This window comes from Pollutimonas bauzanensis (assembly GCF_900129885.1).
GTDB lineage: Bacteria > Pseudomonadota > Gammaproteobacteria > Burkholderiales > Burkholderiaceae_B > Pollutimonas > Pollutimonas bauzanensis.
This window is the reverse complement of sequence record NZ_FQXE01000030.1, coordinates 1-14,017: the sequence shown is the minus strand read 5'-3', so window position 1 is coordinate 14,017 and position 14,017 is coordinate 1. Positions and strand designations below refer to the sequence as shown.

Below are 14,017 nucleotides of genomic sequence, written 5' to 3'. Positions count from 1 at the left end.
CTTGATCATTGATGAGATTGGCTATTTACCCTTCGGACGCGAGGAAGCAAATTTATTCTTTAACGTGGTCGCCAAGCGCTATGAACGCGCCAGCATTATCTTGACCAGCAATCTGCCCTTCGGGCAGTGGTCTTCAGCGTTCGCCGACGACCAGACCTTAACGGCTGCCATGCTCGATCGCCTGCTGCACCACGCGCATATTGTTCAGATCGCCGGAGAAAGTTACCGGCTTAAAGATAAACGCAAAGCCGGCCAGGTGAAGGCAAAAGCTTAAGAAAATTGGAGGCCCGGGTGGGTCAGTTTTACTCCGGCCGAAAAGCCGGAAAGTGGGTCAGTTTTAAACCGGCGTTGACACGTTTGATGGCTTCGATGATCTGGCTGTCCGTGAATCGTGACTTCTTCATGCTGTAGAACTCCTCAACGAGAAAATTCTACTTCTGACCTCAACGCTTTTGCGGGAGGATTACCCTGGCGGACGGCGGCATCCGCCGAGGAACAGATGTCTTCAAGATGCTGGCCTTGGGGGCGGACGCGGTGTTAGTGGGCCGCCCCGTCCTACACGGGCTAGCCGTGGCAGGCGCCACCGGGGTCGCCCATGTGCTGAACATATTGCGCACCGAGCTGGAGGCCGCCATGGTGTTAGCGAGTTGTAGGACGGTCTCGGAGATCGACGCAACAAGGTTATTGACCAGAGGAGAGAATCATGGCAGATAGGAGCTTCTCGCTGCCCCGGGCTCGTATTGACGCCGATCCGCTCCGCTCGGCAGCGCAGGTCATGAAAGAGGCAGGCGTGGCTACGACCATGCCGCGCATGGTCGTATGGAGGGTCATTGCTCAGTCGGATCGACCCATAATAGCCATGGAGATCAAGCGTTACCTTGTTGGTAATGGGTTGGATATTGCTATGTCGTCCATATATGCGGCGCTCAAGCGACTTACAACTGCAGAACTACTCTCGACCTGCAGAGTCGCTGGAAAACACATTATTATTTAACATCCAGGAAGTTCCGTCAAAGAATAGTATGTCAAGATTCCGGCACGGAGCATTGGCTTTTCGATCCCGAACTTGAGCGTGCTGTTGAAGTTTTTTGCCAAAAGCATGGCTTCAAGATGTCCGATTACACGCTATCGGTGCAAGGACAAAGCATCAATCCTGGGAAAAAAGAGGCCGGTGGTGATCGAATGAAAAAGAGAGCGGTTCCCTGACGCTGTACTTCATTCTGCAACACCACACATGTTCTTTCTATGCTGGCCTTGTATACGCTGAGTGAGAGCGCCTATTAACCTGCACTACCTAGCAGGAACGGATTTACGCCAAAATCACACCTATCCAAATCAGGGACGCCATAGTAAGTGATAGCAGCACAGCAGCACTTCCTAAATCCTTGGCTCGTCCTATCATGGGATGGTGATCTATGGTGATCGTATCAGCGACCGCCTCCAGTGCTGAGTTCAATAGTTCGATAATCAACACAAAGAGAAGTGAACCTATCAGTAGTACGGCTTCAAAAACGTTCTCACTTATCCATAGTGCCACAGGGGTGAGCACAACCGCAAGGATTAACTCTTGCCGAAAGGCGGCCTCATGCTTGACTGCGATAATCAGTCCCTGGATTGAGTAGCGTAGAGCGCTAAGCAGACGCGAAAATCCGCCCTTGCTTTTGTAAGGTGAATACATGGGAAATGGGTGCGAAGGAGTTATTCGAATGAGAGCGATAACGCACGAACTCTGTTGGCATGAAATCCCACGCCCTCTCAATTAATGATGATTGAGCCTTCGTTACTTGGGAGATGCTTTAGTTGCAAGCTGATCGGTTTCTGTTTTGCTATAACTTGAGCGCTGCAATTGGAGAGCGGTGATATCTTCACTAAGATGTATCGCTTGTTTGAGTAAAGCGCAATAAGTGGCTTGCTCGTCATCTTTGCAACGATCGATTGCCTTTCTTTGGGGATTGCCAAATAGAAGGGCGTGCCGCATTTGATTGCGTTCCCAAGATCTGATTGCTGAATTTCCCGTGCCCTCCCTGCCGAGTAGAACTGTGCTGAGAAAGGGATCTTCGATAAATAAACCAATGGAATTGTAAAGTTACCGTCTTGTCTCGCGTAGCGTATTAGTTCCCGTTCTGTATTCCCCAGATTGGGATTAGCCCAAACGACGGCACTCAACACAAGAACGGCGACTGGAACGATTCCTGCGGTAATTAGAAACCCGCGCCTGGATAAGCCTAGTTGTCTGTATATATGATCTGCGAGAATTGCAGTCAAGACACTAAATCCGGCCAACGAAGGAAGCACGTAAGTCCAAAGTATGTTGGCAGAGAATGTAAAGAATAACGGTGTGACGACAGCGCCAGCCAGCCAGTAGTAAAACAACGATGTTGTGCTGGCGATTCGTACCGCAGAACGCAGGCGCATGCTAACAAACGCCCCAACGAATGTTGCTAGCACCATAATGCCCCAGGGAAAGGATGCTTGCAGCCAACAGAGCCATATTGTTCCGTATGCCTGTTTGTGGGCGGTTCCATATAGATCGCCCTTCCAGCCCGGATCTAGGAAGCGTCGAAAGTGCTCGCCCACGATGAAGTAATCCAGAAAGCCTGGCGTCTTGATTTCAGCTACAACGTACCAGGGCAGACTTATTGCAGCCACTAAGGCTAGACCTTTAGCCCAGGGTAGCGCTGAAACCAGAGAGCCCCTCCTTCTGTTCAGCAAGTACCAAACCGCTATCGGCGCGAAGCTGAGTACCGCAGCCAAAGGCCCTTTGGCTAGCAAGCCAACAGCCAGGCCCAAGAAGAACCCATATTGCCACCACACGGAGCCCCGCGCTGGCCCGACGCCGGCCGACTTTCCTACAGGATTGCCAGTTCCTGCTACGCGCTGCTCGGGCTCGTGGACGACCACAGCGAATGAAACCAGAGACAAGGTGGTGCCAAGTGCGAGAAATGGGTCAGTGAGTACGGCGCCCGAGCTGATGTAGACGAGCAGACACGTGCTATAGACGATTGCGGCCAAAAGCGCAACGCGTGAGCCATGTATTAACCGCAGCCCTGCCAAGAGTATGGCGTTGGATAGAATCAGGCATAACCAGGAAGGAAAACGCGCTGCAAACTCGGTGAAGCCAAATAACTTCATGGATAGCGCCTGTGCCCAGAATGAAAGGGGGGGCTTGCCCCAGAAAGGCAGCTCAGGGCTGAACCAGGGCGTTATCCAATCGTCTGATTGCGCCATGATGCGGGCAATTTCGGCATAACGAGGCTCACTCGTATCATAGAACGGCACGATGATCATTGAGACGAGTGGCAATAACACCGCAGCCAATAAAACTATCCACGTGCTCCTACTTATACGTTGCATACGACTCTTTTCCTGCAGTTGCGGTCGAGGGGGGAGTGCTCTCTCTTTCGTTGACGGTATTGCGACGGCTTACTACCTCACGAACTAGATACACTGGACGTTGCTTGGTTTCGTAATACGTTTTGCCTAGGTATTCGCCAAGAAGGCCGATGGAAAGTAATTGGGCACCGCCCAGGATTGTGATCATGGAAATAAGCGAAGGGTATCCCTGCACGGGGTCGCCCAAGACAAGCGCCTTGAACACAATCCACAGAGTGAAGAGGACACCAAAGAGCGCAGTCAAAAGGCCGGCTGCCATCGCCAGACGCAGCGGCGCCGTCGAGAAGGAGGTAATCCCCTGGAAGGCCAAGTTGAATAGACTTAGATAGTCCCATTTGGTCACACCCGCTGCGCGTGGCAGGCGATCATATTCAATCACGGTGGTGGGCAAGCCGATCCAGGCGAACAAGCCTTTCATATAACGGTTGCGTTCGTTCAATTGGCTCAATGCGTCGACGGCTTTTCGGCTGAGTAAGCGAAAGTCGCCCGTATCAGCAGGAATATCCACTTCGCTGATGGCGTTAAGCACCCGGTAGAAACGATGTGCGCTGTAGCGCTTGAGCCAGCTTTCCCCGGCTCTTGAGCGCCGACGCATGCAGACTACGTCTGCACCGCCCTTCCAGGCACGCAGCATTTCTGGAATGAGTTCCGGGGGGTCCTGCAAGTCGGCATCCATAATAATGACTGCATCCCCTGCGGCATGATCTAGACCCGCTGTAAGCGCGGCCTCTTTTCCAAAGTTTCTGCTTAGGAATACAGCTTTCACAGCGGAATCCACTTCGGCCAGCCGGTTCAACATGTTCGGGGTACCGTCACGGCTGCCATCGTCGATCAGAACCAGCTGGTAAGAAATATCCAGACTGGCGAGCACGGCACTCAAACGCTCGTGCATCATTGTGATCACTTCGTACTCGTTATAGAGAGGAATCACGATCGACAATTCGATCTTGCTCTCCCTTTGAGATTCGGGGCGCCAGCTTTCAACTAAAGCGTTCATGGAACACAACCTTCTTATAAGCAATGAAATTCATGACGGCGACCGCGGCGGTGGCGGAGAGCTGCGCCAGAACTAAGCCCATATGAGCGAAAGAGGTAAGAATGTAGAAAAGCACGGCATTGACGCACCAGCCCAGAAACACCGTGCAGATATAGGCTGGGATGGCCATACCGTGGATACCATTACCTTTGAACGTCCAGTAAAACTGGAGCCAGTAGTTGAAGATGGATCCAACGAACGCGCCGATGATGGTGGCTAAAACCGGCGTCAAGCCTCCCCAGACCAGTAGGACCATTGAAGTCCAATGGATGAAGGTGGCAAGGCCTCCTGAGGCCAAGAACAGGGTGACTTGGGCACAGAGCGATGCGGCAGCGGTCCCGGAGCTATTAGGGAATCGCTGCGAGCTGGTTTGTTTTTTTGGCGAGATGGCTCTCAATGTCGTCACTCAATTTATCCATTGTTGCAATGGAGCAAGAATACGAAGACCGACAACAAGAAATCGTCAATCAAAGATCAAGATTTCATCAAGGGACGATCGAGCTTGCCAGGAGCAAGCACGCAAGAACAGCTTGAGACGCCATGCATAAAAGAAGTGGCCGGCATAGGCCGAAATACGAGTATGGAGAGTCGCGCTAGGGAAGCGATTGCGCAGTTGGAAGCGCGGGGCGTAGATGTGGGAGCGTGTAGTAATGGTTCTTGTACGCCCACGTGGGCCAGAGCACATGACTCAGTGCTTCCTTGAACAATGAGTCCTCAACGCTCTGTGGGGTGTAAGAAGCAGGTGCAGCGTACTCGTACTGAGTGGGCGCCCGGTGTGGTTCTAGAACAAGGAGCTTGTCGCCCTTGAGATAGCCATAGTTCTCCCCATACTGCATCATCGCTCGGTTGCAGTCCGCCTTCGTGAGATCGCGCCCGATCATAGGGTGCTCGCAAAGAACCCCAATCAGAGAGAGTAGCGTCGTGGGTAAGTCGATCTGGCTAATGATGCGATCGTCTTGTCGTGGCTGAATGTCGGCTCCAAGGATAAGCGCTGGTATATGAAAATGCCTCAACGGAACAAGGTTTGCGCCGAATACGCGTGAGTCATGATCTGCCACCACGAGAAAGACGGTATCCTTCCAGTAGTCGGATGCTTTGGCTTTTTCAAAAAATTTCCCTAGCGCCCAATCAGCATAACGAACGGTATTTTCGATGGTCGCCGGGTCGTCGTTGACCTCGATCCGTCCTTGGGGATACTCCCAGGGAGAGTGATTGCTCACGGAAAACGCGAGACTGAATGTTGGCTGGCTGGGTGGATTGCTCAACAGCGCATCGAGCTTGTTGAACATGTCTTCGTCGGAGGCGCCCCATGTCCCGACGAAGGCGGGTTCGTCGAAAGTGGGCAAATCGTGCAGCTCGTCAAAGCCGTTGCCCAGGAAGAAACTCTTCATATTATCGAAGTGGGCTTCTCCTCCATAGATGAATCGAGATCGGTAATCATGCTGCTTGAGTACCTGGGCGAGCGTGAAAAAATTTCGTTGAGCCCCTGATAGACGCAAGGCGGCATCTGAAATGGTGGGCGGAAACCCTGAGACGAGGGCCTCAAGACCGCGAACCGATCGCGTACCCGTTGCGTAGGCACGCCTGAAGTTCCAGCTTTCGGTTGCCAGATCATCGATGCAGGGCGTCAACCCGCTCCCACCGAGGTTCTTCACATACTGAGCGCCTAGGCTCTCTTCGACGATCATCACCAGGTTCAACGGCTTTGTTCGCTTGCATGTGGGCTCTTGGATGTGGAGCGACGGAATATCGGCGTAGCACGGGATGATGCCCGCGCGCAGATTGACCTCCTCGCTGACTTGCTCATTGGCAAGCTTGCCGTACACGTCCGAGGCTGAACGTTCATTCTTCATGCTGTAAATAGCGTAGAGAACGCTGTAAAGCGAGTTGAGCGGCAACGTGTTGAGCATGCCGTCGCCGCAGTATGCCACGGTGGATGGGTTGATTGGCCGGTGGCCCAACGTACCGCGAATGGCCAGGAAGATAAGGGGCACAGCAATGAGCGTGTAGAAGATTCGTTGCCGCCATAGGAGCGGTGCATCGACTTGATCTTGGCCGAACAATAGGTAGCCCACCCACATCAGTAGCGCGATTGACAAAAGTGCGCCGGAAATCGCTAGCCGATATCCTTTCCACAGCATGCTGAAAACCTCTTTGGGATGTTTGAGGTATTCCACATAGAGACGGTTGGGACGGGTATCGTATTCGAAAATGAATTGCGGGGTCGATGCTTCCAGTAGGACGAGTACAAACCATGCAATGAGAAGCCAGCTCACGGTGATCGTGCCGGCAAATGGATAGTGGCCTAACCAGGGTCCAAGAATCAACGGAATTCCCGAAAGCATGGCAATCTGGGCCGCGTCTATGCGTAGGCCGCCCTTCAGCACCGGCCATAGGCCGCCGGCGGCTTGGATACGTTGCCACTGCCATGCGCAAAGCAGAAGGCGGCAAAGTGTCAGAAAGCAAAAGCTGGTAGCGATAAAAGCTAGGGTATGTCCACGCATTTAGAGTTATCGGTCATGCAGTGCTAGCCAGCAAGGGCGCGGCAACAAATACGCCGTCTTTTGCACATCACATGCTAGATAGCGACCATGTTGAGGTTATGGTAAATCTACCGAAAAGAGTACAAGGAGCGACAACAAGAATTCATCAAGAAAAAATCAAAATTTCATCAAATTGATCTTGTTGGCTGTGGAAGGCAGACTCTTGCATGAGCTATCAGGAGGTCTTTGTATGATGGTGCCAACCGAAGTTCCTAGGCTCGGAGATGACAGACGATGAAAGGCAGGCGGGGCGCCCCACAAAGTCCAATATGTGTAGGCAACTTCAGTGCATCCTTGAAGAGCGACCCGTCATACGCATGGACGGATTGGCAGCGTACTGTTCAGTTTCGGACGCCCATGGCGCCGCCCTTCGGATTTAGGAGGATTCTCGTGCCATTGTTGTCGTTCTGCGTGATATCTAGTTGCCAGCCCAGCCTTTCGGTCATCAGCGTCACGATATAGAGCCCTAATCCTGTAAGTGTCGATCCGTCGGATACAATTTTTCTCTCACCCCGAAGAATAGCTTGCTGCTCGGCGGTGAGGCCAGAACCTTGGTCCTCAATTGCTATTGCGTTTTCCGATATCGTTACACGTATGTCGCTTTGGGTATGCTGGACGGCGTTCTGTATAAGATTTCGCAGCAACATACGCACCATGATGGGATCCGTATTGATCGTCAATGGGGATTGTGCGTCGAGCGTCACACGCTCTCCTGCATGGTGACTGATCTTCAGATCCTCGATTACCTCCTGAGCAACGAGGTCTACGTCAAATACTTCTTGATTTTGATCGGCGGAAGCGCGGCGAGCAAGCTTAAGCAAGATACTAACGTTGTCCCGCATTTCGTCACACGACCTGCGTACACGCCCGAGCGTGGCCTGGTCGTTAGGCGTTAGCTGATTGCGCTGCTCCAGAATATCGATGGCACCCGACATTACGGCGATTGGCGTGCGCAATTCATGGCTGGCCAAACTCAAGAGAGACTGTTCTCTTTGTACGTAGGATTCAAGTTCATCCAGGAACCGATTAAATGTCATCGCGATAGAATGCAATTCGGCATCCGCATAGTCGGTTTCCATCCGAGGCATGTTAGCTCCAACTGGAATACGACTTATCCGCTCGGATAACAACCTCAACGGCCTAACAATGCGTCGGCTACTCAATACCGCAAGCAGCAAACTGAACGCGATAATGACCAGCGTCATAATGATCAAAGCTATTTCGAACAGCGCTTCCCGATCTTCAAAGTGCGTGATGTTCTTGGCAACATAAAGTAGACCCGTTTCAACTTTGCTCACTGTCACAAGATAGGTTTCAGCCCCAAGCTTGATCTCCGCTGAATAGTTGTCGGGCAATCCACGAAATACGGGCGGTAAGACTTTAGGGCGTGGCTTGCCCGAGGGGATGAACACCACCGCCAGGTTCGGTGTGTCCCATACCAGCACGTCCTCGCCCGTATTGTTCATGAGAATGAAGTCGCGCTCTTGAGCGAACTCCACGTCAAGCATCGTGTGTTCAAGATCTTCGTTGACGAGCAGCACGGTCATGACCATGACGACCATGCTGACCACACTGACTGCCAGTATGGCGCGATAAACCCGACGGGAAATTGACTTATGTTGCATCAGCTATCTTGGTGTGGCGTAAGAAGTCTGTAACCACGTCCATGCATGGTCTTGATCATTGGATATTGAAATGTATCTTGCAGCAACTTGCGAAGGGAGTACACATGGGTGCGCAGAGTATTCATATCGACTTCTCGCTCGCCCCACACCCGATCTTGAAGCTCAGTGTACGAAAGAAAATTGGGGTACGCCCTGATTAGCTCCTCGAAAATGCGTGCTGCTATGCCTGATAGTTCGAGCTGTTCTCCATTGTCGGTGCGTACCATAAACGTGCCGGGATTAAAGTGGATTCCCGGGATGCCGATTTCCGGGGTTCTGGAAAATCCAGCTTTGCGTCGATATAGTGCGTCTACTCTTAATTGCAATTCACGTAGATTAAATGGCTTGACAACGTAATCGTCCGCACCAACGGTAAAGCCCTCCTCCTTGTCTTGCAATTGATCTTTCGATGTCATGATAATGACTGGAGTCGAGCAATGAATGTCACTCCGAATACGGCGGCACACTTCAAATCCAGACAGCCCCGGCAGCATGACATCCAGAATAATGACATCGTATTCGTTGGTGGCGATCAGATGAATGGCCGTCAGGCCGTCGGAGGCGAAATCTAATACATATCGGCTATTATCGAAGAACTCTAGCAGGTTGGTGGCCAGACCCGCGTGATCCTCGACGATTAGCATCCGTATTGAGTGCTCTAGAGACATGTCGGTTATCTAGTATGATTTTCTGTTGAGTGTGTAGCCGTTGTTCATGCGTTTCCTTTTCTTTCTTTCGCCCCTATGGAACGTCTCATTTTACTGATAACGCCTGGCAGAAAAGACAGCAGCACGATACCTAGCAAGATCGTGTTGAGGTGATCGCTCACAATGGGAAGGGTTCCCAGTGCGTAACCCGCGCCAACAAGCGAGACGACCCAAAAGAGAGCTCCAATGATGTTGTATTTCAGGAAAATCCCATAGTCCATCTTTCCAAACGCTGCGATGAAAGGTGCTATCGTGCGAACAATGGGAACGAAGCGAGCAAGCACGATAGTCTTGCGACCATGCCGCTCAAAAAACAGATTCGTCCGTTCGACATACTCGGGCTTCAGTAAGCGCAACCGGGCTGTATCGACCGTACGTTTGCGAACCGTACTACCCACGGCGTAGTTCACGGTGTCGCCTGCGATGGCGGCCACAGCCAGAAATGGAACCAGAATAGGAAGATCCAAAGCTTGTTGCGCCGCTAATGCGCCGGCTACGAATAGTAGAGAGTCTCCCGGAAGGAACGGCATCACGACGATGCCGGTCTCGATGAAAATCACGGCAAACAACGCCAAGTAGACAAAGGTTCCATGATTCGCGGCCAATGCGCCAAGGTGTGTATCGAGATGAAGGAACCAGTCAAGTATCAAGCTCAACATAGATAATCTTATCGTTAAAGTATTGTGGTTGGAGGGCTGTTGCGTCAGAAAGCGACCCTACGGTTTTGTTCCAAGTGTCGAAGACGGAGTCTTCTTCTCGCAGCGACTATAACGACGAGGGCCTATGAAAACGCATAACTTCCTTGACCAAGTATTGAGGACGTTTAGGATGAAAACGCGCACGGCTGATGGATTTTCCTAGACCACCAACTAAAAAAAACACTACGCTCCAGAATAGAACTTGATTGGACATTGCTACTGGTTTGACCTCCGGAAGAGAACCTAGCGCTGTTGCTTTTATAATGTTGTAGCAAACATAGAGCAGACTGGTTAGCGTGCCTAACAGTCCGAGGGACATCATGACCCGCAGCATCGCATCGAGATAGTTGCTGGTGCCATCTGGGTAGAATCCTAGAAACGTCGGGAGACACCATTTGGAGTAACCCGCGGCGCGTGGCAGCCTCTCATACTCGATGACGATTTGGCTCGCGCCTACCCAGTCGAACATTGCCTGCATATACCGCTTTCGATGGACCACGAGACTCAGGGCGTCCACAGCCTTTCGACTATAAAGCATGAAGTCGACGCGGCTTTCGGGCATCCCCACATCCCCGATCGCGTCCAGTATACGGTGAAGACTACGGCTCCCCAACCGTCCGAGTGTTGAGCTAGCGATCTTATGCTGGCGACGCATGTGCACCACATCGGCGCCCTCGCGCCATGCCGTTAGCATTTCGGGGATACGTTCAGGGGGGTCTTGTAAGTCCGCATCCATGATGACGACCGCTTGGCCGCTTGCTTCGGCCAATCCGGCGGCTAGGGCCGCTTCTTTCCCAAAATGGCGAGTAAGGACAACCACGACAACGAACGGATCGTCACGTGCAATGTTCGACAGCTCATCAATGGTGTTATCGTTACTACCGTCGTCTACGAACACCAGCTCATAGCGAATCTCCAGTGGCATGATAACCGTTGTTAGTTGCCGGTATATTTGGACAATAACCTCAGATTCATTGCGCAGGGGGAGGACAATGGACAATTCCAGCTTGTCTTCGCTGGAGGATTCGGAATGATCGTTCGGGATCGTTTCCGCCAGTTCTGGCGTTTTTGTCGAGGTAAGGATTGTTTCTTTGACGCTATGTACGAGAGGTCGCTGAACGACCGTTCTAGCGTTAGGCCCATACGAAAACCTTGAATATATATTCTTTGGATTTTCTTTGGAGTGGCACAGCCTTATCGGGATCGATTGTCCGTCAAGGCGTTGGCTTATGCCGACAGTAGCTTGAGAACGGTTTAAGGGTGACATGTCTCGCCTGCGTTGTGTTCGTATACGGCAGGGTAGAACAGTTACAAACAAGAAATTATCAACTATTTATCAATTTAATATCAAAATGTTGTAGCCACTCCGCTGGATTTGTACCTGCCCACATGAATTAACTCGCTAGCGGGCGCATAACCGCGCGGTGCTGTGTGTCTGCCCGTTCACCACGGGCCTTACAAGGTTTGGAAAATATGGCGACATCTACCGGGTGGTTTTTTTGGGCACTTTTATCTGCCGTTTTTGCGGCACTAACCGCCATTTTTGCCAAGATTGGTATTCAAGACGTCGATTCGGATCTAGCCACATTGATCCGTACGGTGATAATTATCGTTGTACTGTCTTTGTTCGTGGTTTACACGGGTAAATGGGCCAATCCACTAGAGCTTTCGCCCAAGACCTGGCTATTTCTTGGATTGTCTGGCCTGGCGACAGGGGCGTCTTGGGTATGTTATTTTCGTGCCCTCAAAATAGGCGACGCCTCCAAGGTGGCGCCCGTTGATAAGCTTAGTCTAGTCCTGGTTGCCGTGTTTGCATTCACATTCTTGGGTGAGCGGCCGTCGCTACGTGAATGGTTCGGTATCGCTATGGTCGCCGGCGGTGTCCTTTTGCTTGCCTTCAAGCGCTAGCGCGTCGACGGGTAATCCCCCCATTTTTAGCGTTTGCCAGAAGTAGGAACGCTATGCGGCCATGGCGAGCCGCTGTTTCGGGGTAAATCCGCCCAGTGCCATGTTCGGGCGCTCGTGATTGTAGGACCACATCCACTGCGTGGCGACACGCTGAACGTGATCCAGATCGTCCCAATGATATTGGGACAGCCATTCGTAGCGAACGGTCCGGTTGAATCGCTCGACGTAGGCGTTCTGCTGGGGTCGGCCCGGTTGAATATATTCGAGCTTGATGCCCCATGTGCCTGCCCACTGCACAATGGCCGCACTCAGGTACTCCGGACCGTTGTCGCAACGAATCGCCGAGGGTTTTCCTCGCCAGCCAATGATCTGCTTGAGCGTGCGAATCACACGTTCTGAAGGCAGCGAGAAGTCGACCTCGATGCCCAGCGCCTCGCGGTTAAAGTCGTCGATCACGTTCAGCACTCGGATGCTACGTCCGTCGGCAAGTTGGTCGTGCATGAAGTCCATCGACCACACCTGGTTGACCTGGGACGGTACCGTCAACGACTCGGGCGCCTGCCGAACCAGCCGTTTGCGCGGTTTGATCCGCAAGTTCAATTCGAGCTCGCGGTAGATCCGGTACACACGCTTGTGGTTCCACCGGAAGCCGCGGACATTACGCAGGTACAGAAAGCACAACCCAAAGCCCCAGTTGCGGTGGTTGTCCGTCAGGCGAAGCAGCCAGTTTGCGATCTCCTCGTTCTCGGCGTCGATCTTGGCGACGTACCGATATGAGCTTGCCCCCGAATGACGGAGTCCTTAGTTCCAGTTAAATTGGAAAGAAGGAGCAAGGAATGTCAGATTCGAGAAGGCGTGCAAGGTACACGCAGGAATTCAAAGAGGAAAGTGTCCGGCAGGTGCTGGCGGGGGCGTCTGTGGGCTCGGTGGCCAGCTCGCTGGGCATCCCAAAGGCCAGTTTAGGTAATTGGGTTCGCCAGCAACAACGCGGTGAGCTGGGTGTCGTCGCAACACCGACGACGGCTCCCGGTGCTGTGTCGGCCGAGCAAATGGAGATTGCCCGTTTACGGGCGGAGGTCGTGCAGCTGAGGATGGAGCGCGATATAGCAAAAAAAGCCGCGGCGTACTTTGCGCAGGACACGCTGCAAAGTACGCCTGGATTCAAGAAATGAAGGGACACTGGCCTGTCCGGGCGATTTGCCGGGTGCTGGGAGTCAGTGAGAGCGGCTACTACGGTTGGCAGCGCTGTTGCGGCGGACCGACGCGCAGGCGGCTGCCGGATGAGCGGGTGTTGGTTCACATCCGAGCCATCCACCGCGAGGTCAAGGGGGAATATGGTTGGCCACGAATCCATCAGGAGCTGCGTCGCCGAGGGCTGCGTGTAGGCAAGGAACGGGTGCGGCTGCTGATGCAAGCCCATGGCGTGCGTGGCAGGGTCAAACGCAAGTATGCTTCCACGACCGACAGCAAGCATGCGCTGCCGGTGGCCCCGAATCTGGTACAGCGGCAATTCAATCCTCCTGCACCAGATCAGATCTGGTGTGGTGACATCACGTATTTGCCGACAGAGCAGGGTTGGCTGTATCTGGCGACCGTGCTCGACTTGTTCAGTCGAAAGATCGTAGGATGGAGCATCAAGCCCCACATGCAGACCAGCCTGGTGAAGGATGCCCTGGAAATGGCGTACCTGCGCAGACTGCCGGCGCCTGGGCTGATATTCGATAGCGACAGAGGTAGTCAATATTGCAGCCATGAGTTCCAGCAAATATTGCGCACCCGGCAGATACGTGCCTCAATGAGCAGGAAGGGGGATTGTTGGGATAGCGCCCCGATAGAAAGCTTCTGGGCCCGCCTCAAGCTGGCGAGTTTGGAGGGGCGGAAATTCGCTTCCCACCGAGTCGCTACGGCTGCTGTGATGGACTGGATAACATTCTATAACCACCGACGACTGCATTCGGCATTGGGCTATACGAGTCCGATGGAATATGAAGAACGCTGGCATGCGAGCCAATATAAGGTCGCTGCCTGAACCCGAGGCTAAGGACTACGAGAAACGGGGGCAATATCA

The 14,017-nt window shown here is 52.8% G+C and carries 13 protein-coding genes and 2 pseudogenes; 5 read left to right on the top strand and 10 right to left on the bottom strand.

What is annotated here, in order from left to right; all coding sequences use genetic code 11:
* The 3 genes and pseudogenes from BUB23_RS26085 to BUB23_RS26075 form a co-directional block, all read left to right on the top strand.
* A partial coding sequence (locus tag BUB23_RS26085) for an ATP-binding protein (protein WP_178372404.1) occupies positions 1-274 on the top strand: 274 nt, incomplete at its 5' end.
* Between the two features lie 194 nt (positions 275-468).
* A pseudogene (locus BUB23_RS26080) lies at positions 469-714 on the top strand (alpha-hydroxy-acid oxidizing protein); the annotation flags it as partial.
* Positions 704-994 carry a transcriptional repressor gene (locus tag BUB23_RS26075; protein WP_054500161.1) on the top strand — a complete coding sequence of 97 codons (291 nt, stop codon included), beginning with the start codon at positions 704-706 and terminating at the stop codon, positions 992-994. The pseudogene BUB23_RS26080 and the gene BUB23_RS26075, both read left to right, overlap by 11 nt.
* Before the next feature lie 315 nt (positions 995-1,309).
* On the opposite strand, the gene BUB23_RS26070 is transcribed toward BUB23_RS26075, so the two are convergent.
* The 9 genes from BUB23_RS26070 to BUB23_RS26030 form a co-directional block, all read right to left on the bottom strand.
* Positions 1,310-1,678 (bottom strand): diacylglycerol kinase, encoded by a 369-nt coding sequence (locus tag BUB23_RS26070; protein ID WP_073110278.1) that lies wholly within the window; start codon positions 1,676-1,678, stop codon positions 1,310-1,312.
* Between the two features lie 77 nt (positions 1,679-1,755).
* The gene (locus BUB23_RS26065) at positions 1,756-3,354 is read right to left on the bottom strand and encodes an ArnT family glycosyltransferase (RefSeq protein ID WP_082388665.1); all 1,599 of its coding nucleotides are present in this window, start codon (positions 3,352-3,354) and stop codon (positions 1,756-1,758) included.
* Entirely contained in the window at positions 3,338-4,390 is a 1,053-nt protein-coding gene (locus tag BUB23_RS26060) for a glycosyltransferase family 2 protein (protein WP_054447322.1), read from the bottom strand. Before BUB23_RS26060 ends, BUB23_RS26065 begins: the two co-directional genes overlap by 17 nt.
* Positions 4,374-4,835, bottom strand: a complete 462-nt coding sequence (locus BUB23_RS26055; RefSeq protein WP_123786095.1) for a GtrA family protein — start codon at positions 4,833-4,835, stop codon at positions 4,374-4,376. Before BUB23_RS26055 ends, BUB23_RS26060 begins: the two co-directional genes overlap by 17 nt.
* A 187-nt stretch (positions 4,836-5,022) precedes the next feature.
* On the bottom strand, positions 5,023-6,933 hold the full coding sequence (locus BUB23_RS26050; protein WP_054447323.1) for an LTA synthase family protein: 1,911 nt from the start codon (positions 6,931-6,933) through the stop codon (positions 5,023-5,025).
* Positions 6,934-7,313: 380 nt separating this feature from the next.
* Positions 7,314-8,597, bottom strand: a complete 1,284-nt coding sequence (locus tag BUB23_RS26045; RefSeq protein ID WP_054447324.1) for a sensor histidine kinase — start codon at positions 8,595-8,597, stop codon at positions 7,314-7,316.
* Complete coding sequence (locus tag BUB23_RS26040; protein ID WP_054500160.1) at positions 8,597-9,304, bottom strand: response regulator transcription factor; 708 nt, start codon at positions 9,302-9,304, stop codon at positions 8,597-8,599. The genes BUB23_RS26045 and BUB23_RS26040 overlap by 1 nt, the downstream gene beginning before the upstream one ends.
* A gap of 44 nt (positions 9,305-9,348) precedes the next feature.
* A complete protein-coding gene (locus BUB23_RS26035) occupies positions 9,349-10,002 on the bottom strand; it encodes a VTT domain-containing protein (protein WP_054447325.1) in 654 nt (217 codons plus the stop codon).
* A gap of 106 nt (positions 10,003-10,108) precedes the next feature.
* Entirely contained in the window at positions 10,109-11,308 is a 1,200-nt protein-coding gene (locus BUB23_RS26030; protein WP_082853017.1) for a glycosyltransferase family 2 protein, read from the bottom strand.
* Positions 11,309-11,514: 206 nt separating this feature from the next.
* On the opposite strand from BUB23_RS26030, the gene BUB23_RS26025 reads away from it, so the two are divergent.
* Positions 11,515-11,949 (top strand): EamA family transporter, encoded by a 435-nt coding sequence (locus BUB23_RS26025; protein ID WP_054500158.1) that lies wholly within the window; start codon positions 11,515-11,517, stop codon positions 11,947-11,949.
* A gap of 51 nt (positions 11,950-12,000) precedes the next feature.
* Here BUB23_RS26025 and BUB23_RS26020 read toward each other — a convergent pair.
* Positions 12,001-12,723: pseudogene (locus BUB23_RS26020) on the bottom strand (IS3 family transposase); the annotation flags it as partial.
* Between the two features lie 62 nt (positions 12,724-12,785).
* On the opposite strand from BUB23_RS26020, the gene BUB23_RS26010 reads away from it, so the two are divergent.
* Positions 12,786-13,978, top strand: a protein-coding gene (locus tag BUB23_RS26010) for an IS3 family transposase (protein ID WP_118996436.1) whose coding sequence is annotated in 2 segments (ribosomal slippage) — positions 12,786-13,056 and positions 13,056-13,978 — 1,194 coding nt in all. Because the reading frame shifts where the segments join, the coding sequence is not laid out codon by codon here.
* Positions 13,979-14,017: the final 39 nt, after the last annotated feature.